The sequence below is a fragment of the Streptomyces sp. NBC_00727 genome, assembly GCF_045161745.1.
Classification (GTDB): Bacteria; Actinomycetota; Actinomycetes; order Streptomycetales; family Streptomycetaceae; genus Streptomyces.
This window is the reverse complement of sequence record NZ_CP108981.1, coordinates 3,994,494-4,013,541: the sequence shown is the minus strand read 5'-3', so window position 1 is coordinate 4,013,541 and position 19,048 is coordinate 3,994,494. Positions and strand designations below refer to the sequence as shown.

The 19,048-nt window shown below is 70.3% G+C and carries 18 protein-coding genes; 10 read left to right on the top strand and 8 right to left on the bottom strand.

Annotation, left to right across the window (positions count from 1 at the left end; genetic code table 11):
• Positions 1-16 precede the first annotated feature (16 nt).
• A complete protein-coding gene (locus OG242_RS17990) occupies positions 17-922 on the bottom strand; it encodes a DUF3027 domain-containing protein (RefSeq protein WP_405899139.1) in 906 nt (301 codons plus the stop codon).
• Between the two features lie 411 nt (positions 923-1,333).
• On the opposite strand from OG242_RS17990, the gene OG242_RS17985 reads away from it, so the two are divergent.
• From OG242_RS17985 to OG242_RS17965, 5 genes are read left to right on the top strand one after another with little or no spacing between them, the layout of a single operon-like run.
• Positions 1,334-2,764: an MFS transporter gene (locus OG242_RS17985; protein ID WP_405899138.1), complete on the top strand. Its 1,431-nt coding sequence runs from the start codon at positions 1,334-1,336 to the stop codon at positions 2,762-2,764.
• A gap of 27 nt (positions 2,765-2,791) precedes the next feature.
• Positions 2,792-3,274 (top strand): DUF2771 domain-containing protein, encoded by a 483-nt coding sequence (locus OG242_RS17980; protein ID WP_405899137.1) that lies wholly within the window; start codon positions 2,792-2,794, stop codon positions 3,272-3,274.
• 1 nt (position 3,275) lies between these two features.
• Positions 3,276-3,980, top strand: coding sequence for a futalosine hydrolase (locus OG242_RS17975; protein ID WP_405899136.1), 705 nt, complete (start codon positions 3,276-3,278; stop codon positions 3,978-3,980).
• Entirely contained in the window at positions 3,955-4,818 is an 864-nt protein-coding gene (locus OG242_RS17970; RefSeq protein WP_405899135.1) for a 1,4-dihydroxy-6-naphthoate synthase, read from the top strand. The genes OG242_RS17975 and OG242_RS17970 overlap by 26 nt, the downstream gene beginning before the upstream one ends.
• A gap of 38 nt (positions 4,819-4,856) precedes the next feature.
• A complete protein-coding gene (locus tag OG242_RS17965) occupies positions 4,857-5,426 on the top strand; it encodes an SMI1/KNR4 family protein (protein WP_405899134.1) in 570 nt (189 codons plus the stop codon).
• Between the two features lie 68 nt (positions 5,427-5,494).
• On the opposite strand, the gene OG242_RS17960 is transcribed toward OG242_RS17965, so the two are convergent.
• From OG242_RS17960 to OG242_RS17945, 4 genes are all read right to left on the bottom strand, one after another.
• Positions 5,495-9,997, bottom strand: a complete 4,503-nt coding sequence (locus tag OG242_RS17960; protein WP_405899133.1) for a hypothetical protein — start codon at positions 9,995-9,997, stop codon at positions 5,495-5,497.
• 17 nt (positions 9,998-10,014) lie between these two features.
• Positions 10,015-10,995 carry a hypothetical protein gene (locus OG242_RS17955; RefSeq protein ID WP_405899132.1) on the bottom strand — a complete coding sequence of 327 codons (981 nt, stop codon included), beginning with the start codon at positions 10,993-10,995 and terminating at the stop codon, positions 10,015-10,017.
• Between the two features lie 162 nt (positions 10,996-11,157).
• On the bottom strand, positions 11,158-11,964 hold the full coding sequence (locus tag OG242_RS17950; protein WP_405899131.1) for a hypothetical protein: 807 nt from the start codon (positions 11,962-11,964) through the stop codon (positions 11,158-11,160).
• A 118-nt stretch (positions 11,965-12,082) separates the two neighbouring features.
• Positions 12,083-12,601: a hypothetical protein gene (locus OG242_RS17945; protein WP_330240031.1), complete on the bottom strand. Its 519-nt coding sequence runs from the start codon at positions 12,599-12,601 to the stop codon at positions 12,083-12,085.
• A gap of 225 nt (positions 12,602-12,826) precedes the next feature.
• Here OG242_RS17945 and OG242_RS17940 point away from each other — a divergent pair, with 225 nt between their 5' ends.
• The 4 genes from OG242_RS17940 to OG242_RS17925 are packed head-to-tail and all read left to right on the top strand — an operon-like array spanning position 12,827 to position 16,446.
• Positions 12,827-13,117: a response regulator transcription factor gene (locus OG242_RS17940; protein ID WP_405899130.1), complete on the top strand. Its 291-nt coding sequence runs from the start codon at positions 12,827-12,829 to the stop codon at positions 13,115-13,117.
• Positions 13,107-14,462 carry a peptidoglycan-binding protein gene (locus OG242_RS17935; RefSeq protein ID WP_405899129.1) on the top strand — a complete coding sequence of 452 codons (1,356 nt, stop codon included), beginning with the start codon at positions 13,107-13,109 and terminating at the stop codon, positions 14,460-14,462. The genes OG242_RS17940 and OG242_RS17935 overlap by 11 nt, the downstream gene beginning before the upstream one ends.
• Complete coding sequence (locus OG242_RS17930; RefSeq protein ID WP_405899128.1) at positions 14,459-15,172, top strand: ABC transporter ATP-binding protein; 714 nt, start codon at positions 14,459-14,461, stop codon at positions 15,170-15,172. Before OG242_RS17935 ends, OG242_RS17930 begins: the two co-directional genes overlap by 4 nt.
• Positions 15,169-16,446, top strand: coding sequence for an ABC transporter permease (locus OG242_RS17925; protein WP_405899127.1), 1,278 nt, complete (start codon positions 15,169-15,171; stop codon positions 16,444-16,446). The genes OG242_RS17930 and OG242_RS17925 overlap by 4 nt, the downstream gene beginning before the upstream one ends.
• Positions 16,447-16,535: 89 nt before the next feature.
• Here OG242_RS17925 and OG242_RS17920 read toward each other — a convergent pair whose 3' ends face one another.
• Positions 16,536-16,919, bottom strand: a complete 384-nt coding sequence (locus OG242_RS17920; protein WP_405899126.1) for a cold-shock protein — start codon at positions 16,917-16,919, stop codon at positions 16,536-16,538.
• Positions 16,920-17,119: 200 nt separating this feature from the next.
• On the opposite strand from OG242_RS17920, the gene OG242_RS17915 reads away from it, so the two are divergent.
• Positions 17,120-17,347: a hypothetical protein gene (locus tag OG242_RS17915; protein ID WP_405899125.1), complete on the top strand. Its 228-nt coding sequence runs from the start codon at positions 17,120-17,122 to the stop codon at positions 17,345-17,347.
• Here OG242_RS17915 and OG242_RS17910 read toward each other — a convergent pair.
• Together OG242_RS17910 and OG242_RS17905 are read right to left on the bottom strand one after the other, a co-directional pair.
• Positions 17,344-17,967: an HAD family hydrolase gene (locus OG242_RS17910; protein ID WP_405899124.1), complete on the bottom strand. Its 624-nt coding sequence runs from the start codon at positions 17,965-17,967 to the stop codon at positions 17,344-17,346. The two genes, OG242_RS17915 and OG242_RS17910, sit on opposite strands and share 4 nt — an antisense overlap.
• A gap of 44 nt (positions 17,968-18,011) precedes the next feature.
• Positions 18,012-19,022, bottom strand: coding sequence for a hypothetical protein (locus OG242_RS17905; RefSeq protein WP_405899123.1), 1,011 nt, complete (start codon positions 19,020-19,022; stop codon positions 18,012-18,014).
• Between the last annotated feature and the right edge of the window lie 26 nt (positions 19,023-19,048).

Below are 19,048 nucleotides of genomic sequence, written 5' to 3'. Positions count from 1 at the left end.
CCGGGCGCACGCCCGGCTACGCGTCGCCCGCGTCCTCCGACGAGGACGGCTCACCGTGCAACGCATACTCGTCCACCCGCACCGTGTCCAGCCGATGCGCAACCGCCGCAGGCGGCTTCGGCATGACCGCCGCCTCCGAGTGCCCCCCGCACCCGTACGACAGCGACACCACGCGCCCGTCCGCCGGAGCGAACTCGTTCGCGCAGACCCCGAACGCCTGCCGCAGCGACCCCGCCAGCGGCATCAGGAAGGCGCAGGACGCGCACGAGGCGGGCGCGGCCTGGGCCATCGGTGTCTTGGGGCCGAACTCCTCTTCCCAGCGGTCCGCCGCCGAGTGCAGCCCGTACCGGGACAGCACCCGCGCCCGCCGCAGGCCCAGCTCCTCCGCGACCGCCGCGATCGACCCGCGCGCGGCCGGGCCCGGGCGCGTCGTCAGCTCCGCGTCCTCGACGTCGACGAGCTCGGCCAGCTCGCCGGTGACCGGGGAGTTCGGCGGCGGCTCGTCCGCGCCGGTGTAGCCGGGCTCCAGGCGCAGGTCGTCCGCCTCGGTCGGCAGCAGGTCGCCCGGGCCCATGTCGCCCGGCCGCAGCCGCTCGCTCCACGGCACCCACTCGGGGGCGAGGATCGCGTCGCTGCCGGGCAGCAGCACGGTCTCGTCCAGCGTGACGTTCTTCGCGCGGGAGGCCCGCGCGACCGTCACCGCCCAGCGCCAGCCCCGGTAGCCGGGGTCCTCGCACTCGAAGTAGTGCGTGACGACCCGGTCTCCCTCGGAGACCACGCCGACATGCTCACCCACGACCCCTGGCGCGGCAGCCTCCTCGGCCGCGGCGCGGGCGAGGTCCACGGCCTCGGCGCACAGACGGTCGGGAGCGGGGGTACGGGCGGTACGGGCCGTACGGCCTCGCGTCGTCGCAGCACTCACAGGTCTCGCTTCTCTCCTACGCCAGTCTCACGAGCGCGCCAGCACATCGACCATCGATTCCGGCCATACGGTCGCGGACGGAGCGGACCTGGGGGCCGCGTCGACGTCCACACCCGTTGAGCCAACCTCGGGCACGCCTTCCGCAATCCATTCTGCGGGATCGCCGAGAGGCGCGCGGCCGAGAACAACCGCCGGTGGCGCGCTACGCACGCTACCCTCTCCGCCGCTCCCCGCCCACCTGCCGTCCCAAACGACGCCGTTTCGGCACCGCGCGCCGCCCTCCGCCCACCCGGTCCGGCGAGCCCCCGCACCCCCCGCCACCTGGCCGATCACTGACCCGACGGGGCGGTCCGGGCCGTGCCCCGCAGCGAGGCCGGTTCGCATCGCCCGGTCCTGGGGCAGTATGACCAAGTGGCTTCTGCCAGGTCGCACGACGGGCCCGGCCCCTTCCGCAGGACGGGCCGGTCGATCGGTCATGCCCTGAAAACGCCGTTCACCGGCACCGCCCGCTCCATCAGGAAGGCGACACACGCACACGGCGCCGGCGAGAGCGGTCTCGGCAAACTGATCGAGCTGCACGCGGTGAACGGCGCGGGCGACGTGATGATCACCGTCGCACTCGCGTCCACCGTGTTCTTCTCCGTACCGACGGACCAGGCACGCGGCCGCGTCGCGCTGTACCTCGCCGTGACGATGGCGCCGTTCATCCTGCTCGCCCCGGTCATCGGCCCGCTCCTGGACCGCCTGCCGCACGGCCGCCGCGCCGCGATGGCCGGTTCCATGCTCGCGCGGGCACTGCTGGCGCTCACCATGTCGGGCGCGGTCGCCACCGGCGGCCTGGAGCTGTATCCGGCGGCGCTCGGCGTGCTGGTCTGCTCGAAGGCGTACGGGGTGGTGCGCAGCGCCGTCGTACCGCGCCTGCTGCCACCGAAGTTCTCGCTGGTGAAGGCCAACTCGCGGGTCACCCTCGCCGGGCTGCTGGCCACCGGGGCCGCCGCGCCGGTCGGGGCGGGGCTCCAGATGATCGGCTCGCCGTGGCCGCTGTACGGGGCGTGCGCGGTGTTCGCCGGGGGCGCGGCCCTGGCGTTCACGCTGCCGCCCAAGGTCGACTCGGCGAAGGGCGAACGCCGGGCGCAGCTCGTACCGCCGCACGGCGAGGGCGCGCCCCGCCCGGAGCCGGTGCGGTCCTCCGCCACGAAGGCCGGGTCCAAGGGGCGCAAGCGGCGGGAGAACGGCGAGCGGCGGCCGGGCCTTCGGTCGGTCGGCCCGTCCGTGCTGCACGGCCTCCAGGCCAACGCCGCGCACCGGGCGCTCTCCGGGTTCCTGATCTTCTTCCTGGCGTTCCTGCTGCGCGAGCACCCGCTCGCCGGGCAGAGCGCCGCGATCTCGCTGGGCATCGTCGGCGTGGCGGCGGGCGTGGGCAACGCGCTGGGCACGGCGGTGGGCTCCTGGCTGAGGGCGCGCGGCCCCGAGGTCATCGTCGCCTCGGTGCTGGGCCTGGCGCTCGGCGTGGCGGTCCTCGCGGCCGTCTTCTTCTCCACGGTCATGGTCGCCGCGCTCGCCGCGACGGCGGGGCTCACGCAGGCCCTGTCGAAGCTGTCGCTGGACGCGATGATCCAGCGCGACGTGCCGGAGGAGGTGCGGACGTCGGCGTTCGCCCGCTCCGAGACGGCGCTCCAGATGGCCTGGGTGGTCGGCGGCGCGATCGGCATCGCCCTCCCCCTCAACGGCGTACTCGGCATGTCCGTCGCCGCCGGGCTGCTCGCACTCGGCGCGTCCGCCTCCGTACGGGGGCTGCTGGGCGCCGCGCGGCGCGGCTCGCCGCACCCCCGCGTGGCGTGAGCGGGAGCGACCGATAGCCTTCGGCCCATGACCGTTGCGTTCTTCTCCGGTAAGGGCCGTCGAATCGGCGTCGCTCTTGGTGCCGTGTCCGCGGGACTCCTTGTCCTCTCCGCCTGCGACAAGCCGACGCCGCTCGCCACCGTGACGGTCGGCGACGACTCGGTGAGCTCCGAGGCCGCCTGCTACAACGACGGCAAGGCCCTCAAGAGGTCCGAGGCCGAGAAGTGCCTCAACAAGGAGGCGGAGAAGACCGTCGAGGTCGGGATGACCGACACGGTCCACTTCGGGGTCGACCCCGAGGTCGCGGACAACGGCTGGACGCTCTTCATCGACGGCCGCAACGCCGAGCAGGAGCCGTTCAAGAAGACCTACCGCTCGATCTCGGGCAGCGCCTTCTTCTCCAGCCAGACCGGCGAGGCCGCCGCGAAGAACACGCAGATCAGCGTGGTGGAGACCAAGGGCAACGACGTGATCGGCATCTGGCACTTCAAGCTGGAGAAGACCGACTGACGTGCGTGTACTCGTCGTGACCGCGGTCCCGGTCGAACGGGACGCGGTCACGCGTGCGTACGGGGACGAGCCCGAGGTCCGTCGGGTGCGCGGCGCGGAGATCCACCGCACCGGTCCGCTGGACGTCCTCGCCGGTGGCGCGGGCCCGGCCGCCTCGGCGGCGTCGGCGGCCTTCGCCCTGGCCGCCGACCGCTACGACCTGGTGATCTCGGCGGGCATCGGCGGCGGTTTCGCGCCAACCGCCCCGCTGGGCTCGCTCGTCGTGGCCGAGGCGATCGTGGCCGCCGATCTGGGCGCGGACACCCCGGACGGCTTCCTGCCCGTGACGGCGCTCGGCTTCGGCCGCGACCGGTTCGCCCCGCCGCCCGCGCTGGTCCGGGAGGCCGCCGCCGCGACCGGGGCGGCCACCGGCGACATCCTCACCGTCTCCACCGTCACCGGCACGGCGGAGCGCACCACCGCCCTGCTGGCCGCCCACCCGCACGCCGCCGCCGAGGCCATGGAGGGCTTCGGGGTCGCGGAGGCGGCGCACCTCGCCGGCGTACCGGTCCTGGAGATCAGGGCCGTGTCGAACACCGTCGGCCCGCGCGACCGCGACGCCTGGCGCATCGGCGACGCGCTGACCGCGCTGGCCGGGGCGTTCGGGAAGCTCATACCCGTACTGGAAGGCTGGACCCGCCATGACCGAGACGACACCGCAGGCTGACGCGCTGCGCATCGCCTTCTCGCCCTGCCCGAACGACACGTTCGTCTTCGACGCCTGGGCGCACGGCAGGGTCCCCGACGCGCCGGCGCTGGACGTCACGTTCGCGGACATCGACCTCACCAACGGCATGGCCGAGCGCGGCGAGCTGGACGTGCTCAAGGTGTCGTACGCGGTGCTGCCCTGGGTCCTCGACGAGTACGCGCTGCTGCCGTGCGGCGGCGCGCTGGGCCGGGGCTGCGGCCCGCTCGTCCTCACCCGCGAGGCGGGCACCGACCTGACCGGGAAGACCGTCGCCGTACCGAGCGAGCGCTCCACCGCGTATCTGCTCTTCCGGCTCTGGGCGGCCGAGGTGGTCCCGGGCGGGGTCGGCGAGATCGTCGTCATGCCGTTCGACGAGATCATGCCGGCGGTCCGGGACGGCAAGGTGGACGCCGGCCTGGTCATCCACGAGGCGCGCTTCACGTACCAGAACTACGGCCTGCACAACCTGGCCGACATGGGCCGGCACTGGGAGGACACCACCGGCCTGCCGATCCCGCTCGGCGCGATCATCGCCAAGCGCTCGCTGGGCGCGGACACGCTGAAGCTGCTCGCCGAGTCGGTCCGCACGTCGGTCCGGATGGCCTGGGACGACCCGGAGGCGTCGCGCCCGTACGTCCTCGCGCACGCCCAGGAGATGGACCCGTCCGTCGCGGACCAGCACATCGGCCTGTACGTGAACGAGTTCACCGCGGACCTGGGCGAGGACGGCTACGCCGCGATCCGCGGCCTGCTGACGCGCGCGGCGGCCGAGGGCCTGGTGCCCGCCCTCGGGCCGGACGCGCTGGCGTTCCCGTAGCGTCCGCTCGATCAGTGGATTCTCCGATGGAGGTATGCGTGCCGAGTGGTGTGGGCGAGTCGTGGCAGCGTGTCGTGTCCTGGCTGCGTGAGAACGCGCCGGTCAGTCACCGTGCGTTGGGGGACGCGGCGAGCGAGGAGGAGATCGCCGCCGTCGAGGAGAAGACGGGTGTGCGGTTCCCGGCGGATCTGCGTACCTATCTGAAGGTCAGCAACGGGACCGTCACCCGGCTCGACGAGTCGAACGGGCTGACGGGTTCCTGCCCGGAGGGCGAGTTCCTCGTCGGCGGATGGGCGCTGCTCCCTCTGTCGAGCATCGAGCGGCTGCACCATCAGATGATGCCTGGCCCGAACGAGGACGTGGCCTATTGGCGGAAGCAGTGGATTCCTTTCGCCGCCGAATCCTACGCGTGCGGTGAGATGTACGGCTTCTTCATCGACGCGGAAACGGGTTCGGTGGGGCAGTGGAGTGACGGCGACGTGGAGGACCTGGATCTCTTCGCGGATCTGCCGGAATTCTTCGCATCGGTTCTCGCGGATCTGGAGCGAATCCTCGGTCCGGAGGAGACCGGTCAGCGCATCCTGGACGGCCGCGTCACTCTCGACTGAGGCCAAGGGAGCCAAGAGGAAGGCCCCCGCGGATGTTTCCGCGGGGGCCTTCCCGGTGTGCGGTCGTGTCAGGGGGTGAACCCGTCGAGGTCGACCCAGTAGTCGTCGTCCTCCATCAGCCGCTGTTCACGGATGAATCCGCCGAAGGGCTGCATGGACTGGGTGTTCTGCCACTTCGACATGCTGGAGCGGCCGCAGGGCTCGTTCCAGGCCGGGTCCGGGTAGTCGGGCCGCAGGTGCAGGCTCATGGTGCCGTCGGCGTTGCGCTTGAGGTAGGTCTGCACACACTCCGTGCCGTTGACCTTGACCGCGTTCGGGCCACTCGCGTTGCCCGCGCTCTGGAAGGAGTTGGCGAAGGAGAACTCGTCACAGGTGATGCTGTCCGTCTTCGCGGTTCCCGAATCGGCGGTCCACAGGTCACTGAAGAGCCCGGTGCCCTGGTAGGGGTCTCCGGGAATGTTGTACTCGGTGAAGTTCGTGGAACTCTTCGTGCAGAGCTTCTCCCTGTTGACGGTCTTCTGCAGGCGGGTACCACCGGCGACCTTCTTCTTGCCGAGGTAGGTCAGCGGCTTGCCGTTGGTGGTGTGCTGACCCCACTTGATGCCGGTCTTGCGCCACATCAATTCGATGTGCGCGGCGGCCCCGGGGAACTTCTTGGAGTTCATGACGTACGTCGGCTTGTAGCCGGAGAACACACAGCCGCTGCCCGCGTTGGCGACCTCGGAGTCGCAGCGGATGGTCAGCTTGGCGTTCTCGAACTCGGACGGATTCGCGACCGTGGTGCTGCCGACCTTGCCGCCGAGAGTCAAGTACGGGGTGATCGTGTTCTTCGTGCCGCTGGGCGTCCACTTGAACCGGGTGGTGACGGTCCGCGTGAGCGTGTCGCCCTTGGCGAAGGTCTTCGACCCGTTCCAGTCGACGCTGGTGATGGAGCAGTAGCCGCGGCACTTGGCCGCGTAGTCGAGGGTGGCGGACGTCGCCGAACCGTCCATCATCTTCAGCCGGATCGTCGTGACCTGCGAGAACTCGGCACTCTTCGGATCGAGGTAGTACGTGGCGTAGATGTCGAACGCCGCGTTTCCGATCGGGACGGTGTTCGAGTACTCCGTCATCCCGTAGTCGCTGTGGATGCAGCCGGTGGTGCGCTTCCGGCTGAGGGAGTGGTTGATCGTCGAGCACGACGCGGTGCCCATGGCGGCCATCGGCGTCGCCGTGGCGGTGTTCGCCGAGAAGCTGCCGACCGCGGAGAAGGAGCTGTTGGTGATGTCCTCGTCCGGCTCGACCGGCGACGGCGCCGGAGCGGTCGGGTCGGCCGTCATGTCGCGGGTGAGCTTCATGCCGTTGTACGTGCCGGGCACGAAGGCGACGGCGTCGAAGGCGATGTCGGCGTCACCGGAACCGCCGTTGAAGTTGTCGAGTCGCACTTCGGGGATCTGGTCGCCGAAGACGTAGGCGCCGAGACTGACCCACTTGTTGGACTGGTTCGACTTCTGGGAGATCGAGACGCTCCGTTCCCCGTTCGCGGTCTGGATGCGGTAGACGGCGTTGGTGGTCTGCGCCCCGTGGTCGGGGATGTGGACGAAGACCTTCGCCTGGCGGCTCGTATTGGTCAGCGGGGCGTTCAGCTTCCAGGTGCCGGTGACCTTCAGGCGGTTCGCGTTCGTCGGGTGGGACTCCGGCGAGCGGGTGTGCGTGAACCAGAAGTGGTTGCCGTAGCCCGCGCCGATCTGGTGCGTGTCGATCTTCCCCGGATACGTGGTGACGGTGGTCGGGTTGTCCGTACCGTCGTCGGTGAGATCCATCTGCGTGTCCCATGGCACGTAGCCGAGGCTGAACGTGCCGTCGGACTGCACCGCTCCGCAACCGCGGTTCCCGTCGACTCCCGCCGGAACCATGCCGTCGGGCAGGTCGTCGACCACCAGGGCTTCGGCCGGCAGGGACCCGAGGGAGCAGTTCGGCGGGTACGAGCCGGCGTCCGCCTGCTCACCGTAGGACGTCGGGAAGCGGTGCACGCCGTTTCCGCACTCCGCGAGGAGTTCGCAGTCCTTCCACTGGTCCTTGGTGATCTCGTCGTTCCACCAGCAGTGCAGCCAGTGCGGGTTGGTGTCGCTGTCGCCCGCGTCGGCGGTGCAGGCACCCATGCCCTGGTCGTTGGAGTCGTTGTCGCCGATCTTGGACGGATCGCAGGAGTTCGACCCGTTGCAGAACAGGTCGACCGGCGGCTTGGCGTTGGTCCGGTCGGCGTTGCTGGTCCACCAGGCGGGCCGGTAGCCGGCCTGGAAGTCACCGGGCGCGAACATCGCCGAGATCGGCCGGGCCGCCCAGCCGATCACCTTCTCCTCGTACGGCCAGTCCTGCGGGTGCGCGGCGTGGCTGTAGTCGTCCCCCGCCGGGTTGGTCGCGCTCTGCAGGAACGGGACGCGGTTGGCCTTCCACAGCGGGTTGGCCGGGTTGTTCGTCCAGCCGACACCCCAGTGGCCCTGGGAGTCGGCCGTGTCGTAGAAGCCGGAGTTGTACGCCCACAGGGCGAAGAACCAGTTCTCGATCCACTTCGGGTGGCCGCCGTTGATCTTCATCCCGGCGTTGTAGGTCTGGTTCCACTTCTCGGAGAGGATGCGCACACCGGCGGCGATGTTCGCCGTGTAGTCCAGGGCGACGGCCTCCTGCGCGAGCGTGGACAGCGCCGTCTCGCCCGGCTTGGTCTTGCCCGCGAGCCGCATGCCGTCGGTAGCCTGGGTGATTCCGTAACCGCAGTCGGCGTCGGCCCAGTTGATCCGCCAGGGGTCGATCTGCTCGCCGGAGGCGGCGTAGTCGACCCCGTAGTAGTTGCCGATCAGCGAGTTGGCGGTGACACCGGGCACGGCGAACCGGGTGGCCTGCCACATGTTGGACTCCTGCGCGGTGATGCCGAGCATCACCTGCGCCGGGATGTGCCACTTGTCGGTGACATCCGGGTCCTCGTTGTCGAGGGTGCCGTTGGGGTCACCGGCGAGCACGGTCGGCGGGAACAGGCCCTGGGGCTGGTAGCCACCGGTGCCGGTGTTCTTCCAGTTCGGCGACCGGTAGAAGTTCAGCTCACCGACGACCGCCTGGTCCACGGCCCACTCGACCTGGCGCGGAGTGGGCTGGAACGCCTGCTTCTTCGCGTCGTTGCGGGCCACCGCGCAGTACCGCTCCCCGGTGCCTTCGCTCGGGTTGTCGGCCTGCCCGGCGAGGGCCTGGGTGCGGAAGGACTGCGTGGACATGCCCTCCGTGCTCTTCCCGGACGTGTCCGGGCCGGAGTCGACCGGGCCGCCGGTGGGCAGAGCCGGGGACAGGGCGCGCCCCTGTGCCGCGTCGCCCACGCGGTGCGCACCCGGGCGCAGGTCGAGCGTCACGGACTTGCCCGAGTCCAGCATGCGCAGCGCCGTACGGGCGGGGCGCGGCTTGGCGGCGTCCTCCGGGTTGACCAGGGTGGTCTTGCCGTCGGACCACGTGGTGGTCAGGGCCGCCTGGGCGTGGCTGGAGATCTCCGCGCCCTTGGGGAGCTTGCCCGGGTTGTGCACCCGCTTGGGCAAGGTCGTGGAGGTGGACGTCGCCTTACCGGTGACGAACACCTCGCCGCGTGCCGAGCGGGTCAGGTCCCAGGCGTGCAGCTTGCCGGAGGCGACGGTGACGGGCTCGGTCCTCTTGCCCCGCCTCACCATCGTGCGGTCCAGGTGCTTGGCCCGGGCGGCCGGTTCGTCGGACGCCTTCTTGTCCAGGTCGCGGTCGATGTAGGTGATGCCGCCGTCGGCGTCGGCGGTGATCTGGAACGGCACCGTGGTGGTGGACGCCAGGGTCTTCTCGGCCGTGCCGTTGATGCGGACCAGCTTGTTGCCGTGGGCGGCGACGATGCCCTCGTCGGTGGGGATCGCCGAGGTGACCTGGCCGGCGAGCGTGACCGGCTTCGACTCCTTGCCGGTGGCCGCGTCGACGGTGATCAGACGGGTCTGCTGCTTCTTGTCCCCGTCGTGCGTGAGCTGGGTGAACACCGCCTGGTCGCCCTGGCCGCAGCCGGGCGAGAAGTAGGCCAGCGATGACTGGAACGGCAGCTTGGTGACCTTGCCCGAGGTCAGATCGACCACCGCGGTGAAGGCACCGCGCACCATGAGTTCGGGCTTGTTGGTGAACATCCGCGGCGCGTACGAGACGGCCGCGTACTTGCCGGACTCGGTGACGCAGTGGTTGCCGATCCAGGTGTCCGAGGCGAAGCCCTCCTCGAACAGGCTCGCCACCGTGCGGAGCTGGTAGCCGTCCTTCTCCTTGCCCGCGAGGAGGTGGAAGCCGGTGCCGTCACCGGTCGTGGTGACCGCGGTGTCCGCGGACTTCTCGTAGCCCGCGCCGAGGAGGCCGGCGCGGTCCTTCGCGGGGATCGCGGAGGGCTTCAGGGAGAGCTTCTGCTGCTGGGTGGTGGTGTCGTTCCACCCCTGCGCCGCGCTCTCGGGCGGCTTGGGTTCGTCGGCCTGCGCGGGCAGGCTCAGCGGTACCGCCAGCGCGGTGGTCACCGCGAGGGTGACCGGCACGCGCAGGCGGCTGCGTATCTGTCTCAACTGTGCTTCTCCTCTGATTACTTGACTGCCTCGGCGGCCGCAAGGACCTCGCCCATGCGCTTCTTGACGGCGGTGAGCGGGTCCTTGTTCTTCTCGATCAGCCGCTTCTGGACGGCCGACTCCTCCTTGAACCAGACCTCGATCAGACGGGTCCGCTTCTTGCAATCGATGTCGTCCAGCGCGAGCCCGATCGCGTTCTTGGTGGTGCCGTCACCGTCGGCGTAGCCCTGCTCCATCGCCCGGTACGGGTCGGCGGCCTTGCGGCCCTTGTCCTTCATGCAGGCCGACCAGCTCTTGAGGGCCTTCTGGACCGGCTTCAGCGGCCGGGACTCGGAGAGGCTGGTCGAGGCGAGCCCGGAGACGAAGCCCTCGTCCTCCTCGTTCACCTTGAGCTGCCGCTTCGCCCAGCCGGCGCAGCCGCCCTGGTGCAGCTTCTTTCCGTTGTGCTCGGCGCGCGCGGGCTCCGGGACGGTGCCGAAATGGCCTTCGCCCTGCTTGGCGCCCTTGGGCGGGGTGAGTCCGGGCTTCTTCCGCCCGGTCAGGACTTCCACCTCGACGCCGGAAAGCCCTTCTTCGACGGATTCGAGGCTCCGGGTCTGCTGCTCGGGCAGCCCGTACCCGTACTTCCGCGCCTGTGCGCGGTCGCTGAGGCCGTATCGCCGCTCGATCGAGAGGGCGTTGCCGTAGGGGGGCGGGTTCGCGCCGGGACGCGGCAGATCGACGGTCAGCCCGTACTCGGACATGCACCGCGTCTCCAGGGTGCGCAGCGCGGTGTCGACGGCGACCTGGTCCGCGTAGGAGGGCAGGTAGGACTCGAGCGGCAGCTCCAGACCCTTGACCAAGCCCGAAGTGGGCACCTCCGCGGGCCAGTTGGTCCGGTCGACCGGGGCCCTGTCCTTCGCCGGGCCGGAGGCCGGTCCGGACGAGGAGCAGGCACCCAGCGATATCGCCGCGAGCATGACAGCAGTGGTGACGGTCGTCCGTCTGAGGACGTGCATGGGTATTCCTTCTCTACGTAATCCCGGGCGATCGCGACGCATCCCGGAAGAAGCGGCCACCGATCGCAGGAAACCCCGACATTTGCGATCAGTGGCCGCGAACTACCGCTGCACCAGGAGCAGCTTCACATGATTCCCAGAAGCCCCCGGGAAGCCGCACGTTCACCCGCCATTTGCTCGCGCGGCAACCTTGAGCACCTCGTCGTTCTTCTTCCGCTCCTCGTCGAGCGCGAGCTGATTCTCCTCGATGCGTCGATTCTGAATCTTCTTCTCGGCCTCGAACCAGATACTCACCAGCCGAGAAGTCTTCTTGCACTCGACATCGGCCACGGCCAGTGCCGTTTCCTCCGCAGAAGGATTTTCGGAACCGAGCGTGGAAATAAGATCGGGCGTCTTGTACGGATGCGTCACGCGATAGCCACTCGACTTCATGCAGGCCGACCATTTGTCAACCGCAGCCCGCACCTCGGCGACTTTCCGCGACTCTTCCAGGGAGGCGAATTCGACTTTGCTCGCCAGCGGGTAAGAAATCCTGCCGAGCTTTTTCTTCGTCTCGCCCTGGCAGCCGCCCTCCGGAACCTTTTCCCCCTTGTACGACCCGCCCGCCAGCTGGGCGCCCGATCCGGAGAACACCGCGCCTTCCGCACCTGCGGCCGGCTCCCACACGGGAGGCTCCCCGCGGTCATTGGGAAGGTGGTACCCGTATCGGGCGGCCTCCTTGGCATCCGATATGCCGTACCGGCGAGCCATGTTCGCGTCGTCGTATCCGACCGGCGGATACATGCCCGGCTCCGGAGGGGAGAAGGAGTTGAATCCGTATCTACGCATACAGCTCTTCCAGAGGTTCTGCTGGGCACGCTGCCAGGCAACCAGTTCGGGGTACGAGAGCAGGTATCCCTCGATCGGCAGCACCATCCCCTTGGCCAGGCCGCTGACCGGAGTACGAGCAGGCCAGGCCTGCTCGTCCACCTTCGAGCCGGTCGTGGACGCACTGCCCGAACCGGCCTCCCCCGACGCGCCTCCGGAACATCCCGACACCAGAACCGCGATGATCAGGGCAGAGCCCGTGACCGCTCTCCGCATTCGGTCAAGACCTCTTGTGCGAGGCGTTGTTGTTCTTCAGCGAGGACTTCAGGTTGGTCGACGGCCAGTCGCTCCCGCAGCCCGGCGTGATGGTCTGGGAGGTTCCCTGATAGCCGGAGTTGTAGTAGATGATGTTATTCACCGAGCACTCGTTGTTCACCGCCGACGCTGCTTGGTTCTTGAGCTCGATGCCATCACCCGAAGCACCGGTGCATCCCGGGTTGGAGCCCGTGATGCGGTCCACGCCGCCCCTGAAGATGTACCTCACGAGCACCGCCCCATTCGGGGAGTATCCGTAGTGATTGGAGATGCTCTGATTCGCCAGGAAGCAAGAGCTGTACGAGTAGCCGGTAGTGGTACCGGCACTGTTGTAGTAAATCTCGAAGCAGTACTGATTACCGCTCGAACTGCACACGTCCGATTCGTACGAGGTCGAAACGGCCTGAGCCGGCGAACCCCCCTGCAATGCCACCAGGAATCCGGCGCCGACGACAGCTGCCCCGCGCGTCCAACGAGCAATCATGACTAACCCTCCAGTAGGGATGAAGATGACAACCGTAAAAGTTAGTCAAAGCCCCCTCTTCCCCGCCACCACCCCTCTACCATCTGACGCAAATACGTCAACTTTTTTGCACCCTTTTGCATATAGTTGCCACGATTCAATCCATCCTCTCCCCCCTGCCAGTGAGCTAACGTGGTCCGGACCACGGAACTGGCAATTCCACGGGCGGATCCCGGGGGGGGAGATATGGGCAATTCGGACAAGAGTCATAGAATCAATGAACATGAGGCAAGACTCCTGCAACTTCTTTATGCGGGATATGAGGACGCCCGGGTCGCCCGAGCTCTCGGCCTGAGTCACCGCACTGTGCAGCGCCATGTGAAGCGGCTGATGCTCAAGGTCGGCGTGAACAGCAGGCTGGCCCTTGGGGCGCGGGCGCAGGAGCTCGGCTGGCTGAGCCGGTCCGGCGAACGGGGCGACACCCAGGGGCCCGAGACATCGTGGGGGCAGCGCGTGAGGGACCGGGATGCCGCGTAATCGACGACACGTCCTGTTCACGGTGGCGGCCCTGGCGGTCACGCTGACCGGGGCCGGTCTCGCGTCCACCGCCTTCATCTCCTCGCCCCAGCAGGCCGCCGCCGAGGCGGGACCGCCCACACCGGACGTCCTCACGGCGCCGGTGGAGCGCCGGGTGCTCACCGACACCATCGTCCTTCGCGGCCAGGTCACCGCCGGCCGGACCTTCGACGTGTCGTCGGCCGGGCCGTCCGGTAAGGACGCCGGCGCGCCCGTGGTGACGAAGGTGATGGTGAAGACGGGCGCCGCGGTGAAGCCGGGCAAGGTGCTGCTGGAGATCTCCGGACGCCCCCTCTTCTCCCTCGAAGGCAAACTCCCGGTCTACCGCGACCTGCGCCCCGGATCACGCGGCGACGACGTCCGTCAGCTGCAACACGCGCTGGCCGCAGTCGGGTTCGGCAGCCAGGGCGATCAGGCGGGCTACTTCGGCACCGCCACGAAGACGGCGGTGACCCGGTTCTACGCATCGCTCGGCTACGACCCCGTCCCCGCGCAGGAGGACGGACAGCTCAAGCTGCGGGAGGCCCGGCGCACGGCGACCGACATGGAACGCGCGGTGCAGGACGCCAAGCCCGGTACGGCCAAGCAGAGGGCGATGGAGGACCTGGAGGTCGCACGCGACGAGCTGAACGCCGTGGAGGCCGCGGACGGCCCCATGGTTCCGGCTTCCGAACTCGCGTTCTTCCCGGTGTTCCCCGCTCGGGTCGACTCGCTCGACGCACGCGTGGGCGGACCGGTCGGCGACAAGCTCCTCACCGTCTCGGCCGGAGACCTGGTGGTCAAGGGCTCCCTCGGGTCGAGCGAAGTCGGGCTGGTCAGGCCGGGCCAGAAGGTCCGGATACTTTCGGAACTCACCGGCACGTCCGCGTCGGGCGTCGTCGAATCGGTCGCCGACGGCCTGTCCGCCGCCGTGTCCGACACCGGGGAAGAGGGCGCGGCCCCCGCCGCCGACGGCGAGAAGGGGGCGGTCGGACATGCCCTCGTCGTCACCCCCACCAAGGCGCTGCCCGCCGAACTCGCCCACCAGAACGTCCGGCTGACCGTCGAGGCGGCCACGTCCAAGGCCAAGGTCCTCGTCGTCCCCATTTCCGCGGTGTCCGCGGGAGCGGATGCCAGGACCACGGTCACCGTGCTCCTGGCCGACGGCGGACGGCGCCGGATCGAGGTGCGCCCCGGCATCTCGGGCGACGGATACGTCGAGGTCACTCCGGTCGGAGGTAGCGGCCTCGCCCCCGGTGACAAGGTCATCGTCGGTGGCGCCCCGGCCGGCGGCGCCACCGCGGAACGGGGCGGCCCGTCTTCATGACGACCCACGCCCCCCTCGAAGACGCTCCTCCGCTCGTCATGGAGTTCGACCAGGTGGCCCTCACCTATCCCGGGGCGCCGCCGGTCGAGGCGCTGAAGCCCTGTCACCTCGCGGTGCGCAAGGGCGACTACCTGGCCGTCGTCGGCCCGTCCGGCTCCGGGAAGTCCACCTTCCTCAACATCGCGGGGCTCCTCGACGTGCCCACCCAGGGCCGCTACCTGCTCGACGGCACGGACACCACCGCCCTCCGGGAGGCCGACCGCACGGCGCTGCGGGGCCGCCGTATCGGCTTCGTCTTCCAGGCGTTCCACCTCGTACCGCACCGCAGTGCCGTCGAGAACGTCACGCTGTCCATGCTCTACGCGGGCACTCCGCGTCGTGAGCGCAAGAAGCGCGCGCTCGAAGCGCTCCACCGGGTGGGGCTCGGCCACCGGGCCGAGGCGTTGCCGATCCGGATGTCCGGCGGCGAGCGGCAACGGGTCGCCATCGCCAGGGCCCTGGTGGCGCGCCCGTCCCTCCTGCTCTGCGACGAGCTCACCGGCAACCTGGACTCCGCCACCGCCGAGTCCGTACTCACGCTCCTCGACGAACTCCACCGCGACGGCATGACCTTGCTCGTCATCACGCACGACCCGGTCGTGGCCGCTCGCGCGGCCCGGAAGGTGACGATCAGGGACGGCGTCCTCACCGAGACGGAGAGCGCCGCATGACTCCACGCGTTCTGCGCACCGTCCTACGACGGCTCCGGCACCGGGGGCCCGCCGGGGCGGTCGCCCGGACCCGTCTCCACCCCCTGGACCTGCTCGCCGAGGCACACGCCGGAATCCTCCAGCGGCCCGGCCGCTCCGCGCTGACCGCCCTGGGCACCGTGCTGGGGGTGGGTACGTTCGTCGCCATCCTGGGCCTGACCGCCACCGCCTCCTCCCAGATCGACGCACGCTTCAACACCCTCGTCGCGACGGAGGTGACGATCGAGGACATCGGCGGGGACGGTGCCGAGCACATCGCCAACGCGTTCCCCGACGACGCGCCGTCCCGCATGGAGAACCTGAACGGCGTCCGGCACGCGGGCGTCTACTGGCACGTCGACGTCACCGGCGGAAGCACGGTCACGGCCGCGCCGGTCGGCGACACGGCGGCCGGTGAGGAAGCGGCCGTGGTCGCGGCGACCCCCGGGGTGCTCGCGGCAGCCGACCCGACGCTCTCCCAGGGGCGGACCTTCGACGCCTTCCACCAGGGCCGCGCCGAGGATGTCGTGGTCATCGGCTCCGGGCTCGCCGACCGGCTCGGCATCACCACCCTGGAGACCCAGCCGGCCGTCTTCATCGGCGGCACCCCGCTCACCGTGATCGGCATCGTCGACGACGTGGCCCGCCAGGAGGACCTGCTCCTCTCCGTCATCGTCCCGAGCAGCACGGCCGAGAAGTACTGGGGCGGCCCGGCCCGCGGCGAACGCGCCAAGATGCTGGTCTCCACCCGGCTCGGGGCCGCCACCCAGATCGCGCAGGAAGCGGCGCTCGCCCTGGACCCGGCCCACCCGGACCGCTTCAAGTCGATCCCGCCGCCCGACCCGCGCACCCTGCGCGGCAACGTCAGCGGCGACCTCGACCAGCTCCTGCTGCTGCTCGCCGGCATCTGCCTGGTCATCGGTACGGTCGGCATCGCCAACACCACGCTCGTCGCGGTGCTGGAGCGCACCGCGGAGATCGGTGTACGCCGGGCCCTCGGCGCGCGCGCCCGGCACATCACCGCCCAGTTCCTCACCGAATCCGGGGCACTGGGCGCGCTGGGCGGCCTCGTGGGCACCAGCCTGGGCACCCTCACCGTGGTCGGCGTCGCCGTCGCCCGGGACTGGACCCCGATCATCCACCCGGCGACGGTGGCGGCGGCGCCCCTGATCGGCCTGGCCACCGGCCTCCTGGCCGGCCTCTACCCCGCGTGGCGGGCGTCCAGAATCCAGCCGGTCGAGGCCCTGCGGCGCTGACGCGCGCCGAACACGCCTGTGGGCGCCCCGGCCGGGGCGCCCACAGAGACTTTCGAGGGAGACCTTCCCCTGGACGTCGAGCTGGTCCGCTAGACGTCGAGCTGGTCCGCGACCGCGCGCAGGAGGCCGGCGATCTTGGCGCCCGCCGCCTTGTCGGGGTAGCGGCCTCGCTCCAGCATCGGGGTGATGTTCTCCAGGACGGTCGTCAGGTCCTGGACGATCGACGCCAACTCGTCCGGCTTGCGGCGCTGGGCCGCCGCGACGGACGGGGTCGGGTCGAGGACCGACACGGAGAGCGCCTGGTCACCGCGCTGGCCGGCGACCACGCCGAATTCGACGCGCTGGCCGGGCTTGAGAGCGTCGACCCCGGCCGGGAGCACGGACGAGTGCACGAAGACGTCGCTGCCGTCGTCGCGGGAGAGGAAGCCGAAGCCCTTCTCGCTGTTGAACCACTTGACCTTGCCAGTCGGCAAAGCACGCACCCCATCTCAACCCGTATGCCGGAACAAAGCCCTCAGCAGGTCAGGCCGTCCTGTGGTCGTGCTCCCCTGCTGGCTGAAGCCTCCACAGGTGAAGTACCCCTCGTCAAGCCTGGTCATCCGGACTGTGTCCGGAAACGGCACCCGCTTCACCCGGACACGGATTCACCGCCCCCGGGAACTACCCTGACGGTGTGAGTACCTCAACTTCCGACGCCCGCGGCGCGGGCGACCGGCTGGTCCGGATCGGCGCGATCGTCTTCTTCGTCGGCGCCCTCGCCACCATGGCGACCATGGCCCCCCTCTTCCTGGGCACCCACCCGCTCCCCTCGATCGCGTGGTCCCTCTGCATGCTGATGGGCGTCGGCTTCCTGATCGCGGCGGCGGGCGTCATCCGCTCGGCCCGCGCGGGGGCGCGCTAGCGCCGGGCCTTCGCGTACGCCTCCAGCCAGGCGGGCAGCTCCGTGAGCGAGGCGAGGACCACGTCCGCGCCCGCGTCACGCAGTTCGTCGGCGTCGCACGGGCCGGTCGCGACGGCCACCGAGACGGCGTCCGCGGCCCGGGCGCCGCGTACGTCGCCGACGTGGTCGCCCACGTAGACCGTGGCGCCGTGCTCCCTCAGCGCCACCGCCTTCTGCTCGGCCCAGAGGTCGCCGACGACGACGTCCGGCTCGATGCCGAGGTGCGCCAGGTGCCGCTTGGCGTTCGGTTCGTACTTGGCGGTGACCACCATCGTCCGGCCGCCGAGCGCGCGGATCGCCTCGATCGACTCCCGCGCGCCCGGCATGGCGAGCGTCGGCGTGATCGCGTACGAGGGGTATATCTCCCGGTACCGGTCCGCCATCGCGGGCACCTGGTCGGCCGGGAACCAGTGCGCGATCTCCTGCTCCAGCGGCGGGCCCAGGCGGCTCACCACCAGGTCGCCGTCGATCGTGGCCCCGGTCTCGGCGGCGAACATCGCGAAGGCGGCCTTGATGCCGGGGCGGGAGTCGATGAGCGTCATGTCCAGGTCGAAGCCGACCATCAGCGGTGAGGAAGTCATGCCCCCATTCTGAACGCCGTACGAGCCCGGCCGGGCGGCCCCCTCTACCGACGCCTCGCCCGCCACACCAGGAACAGCGCCGAGGCCACCGCCGCCGCACGGATCGTGACCGGCCATACGTCGCCCAGCGCGTCCTTCATGCCGTGCTCCGGGATCGGGGTGCCCCAGCGGCCGTCCATGCGGCCCCACAGCCAGACCAGGGCCGCCGCCGCGACCACCCCGGGCAGGCCCATCGCCGCCCACTTCGCCTCCGCGCGGGTCAGTTTCCGCGAGCTGTACGCGAGCAGCCAGCCGCCCGCCAGGGCCAGCAGGGAGCCCATCACCGCCCCCGTCACCAGGAGCGCCGCCGCCAGCAGCAGTACGGGGTTGCTGAAGCCGCGACGCGGGGCGGCGGCCTGGACCGGGGCCGGGGCCGGTCGGGTGCGGCGGAGCTTCGGCAGCCGGCGGCGGCGCTTCTCCGGGGCCGCGGCCTCCGGCTCCTCGTCGTCCGCCGGGGTCTCCCCCTCCGGCTCCTCCTCCCGCGCCCTCTCCCGCTCCTCCTCCGGGACCGGCGGCCGCAGCAGTTCCGGGATCTCCACACCGCCCCGGAAGCCGGCCACCTCCGTACCGGGGCCGAACTCGCCGAACGCGCCCGGGCCCGACTCGCCGAACGGACCGGGCTCGTCCAGCCACCAGTCCGCCTCGCCGCCGTCACCCAGCTCGTCCGTACCCGCCCGGTGCGGGCCGGCGGCGCCCGGGTCCGGCGAGGCGTCCGCGTCGTCCTCCTCCGGCGCGTCGCCCGAGGGACGCGCGCGGCGCGGTCCGGGAATTTCCGGCGCCTCCGGTGCCCTCCGGCCCGCCGCCGCGACCAGTTCGTCCGGGGTGCCGAGCGTGCCGATGATGCGGCGGACCTGGCCGGGCGTGTGCGCGGCCCGGGACGTGCGCTGCCGCTCGATCTCGGCCCGGAGCTCCGACACGAGCCGCATCCGGGCGCCGGAAGGCAGCTGTTGCTGCTGGGCCAGGTCGCCGACCCGGCTCAGATAGTCGTAGACCAGCTGGTCGCTCTCGATCCCCACGCGATGGTCCCCTCGGTTCCCCTCTA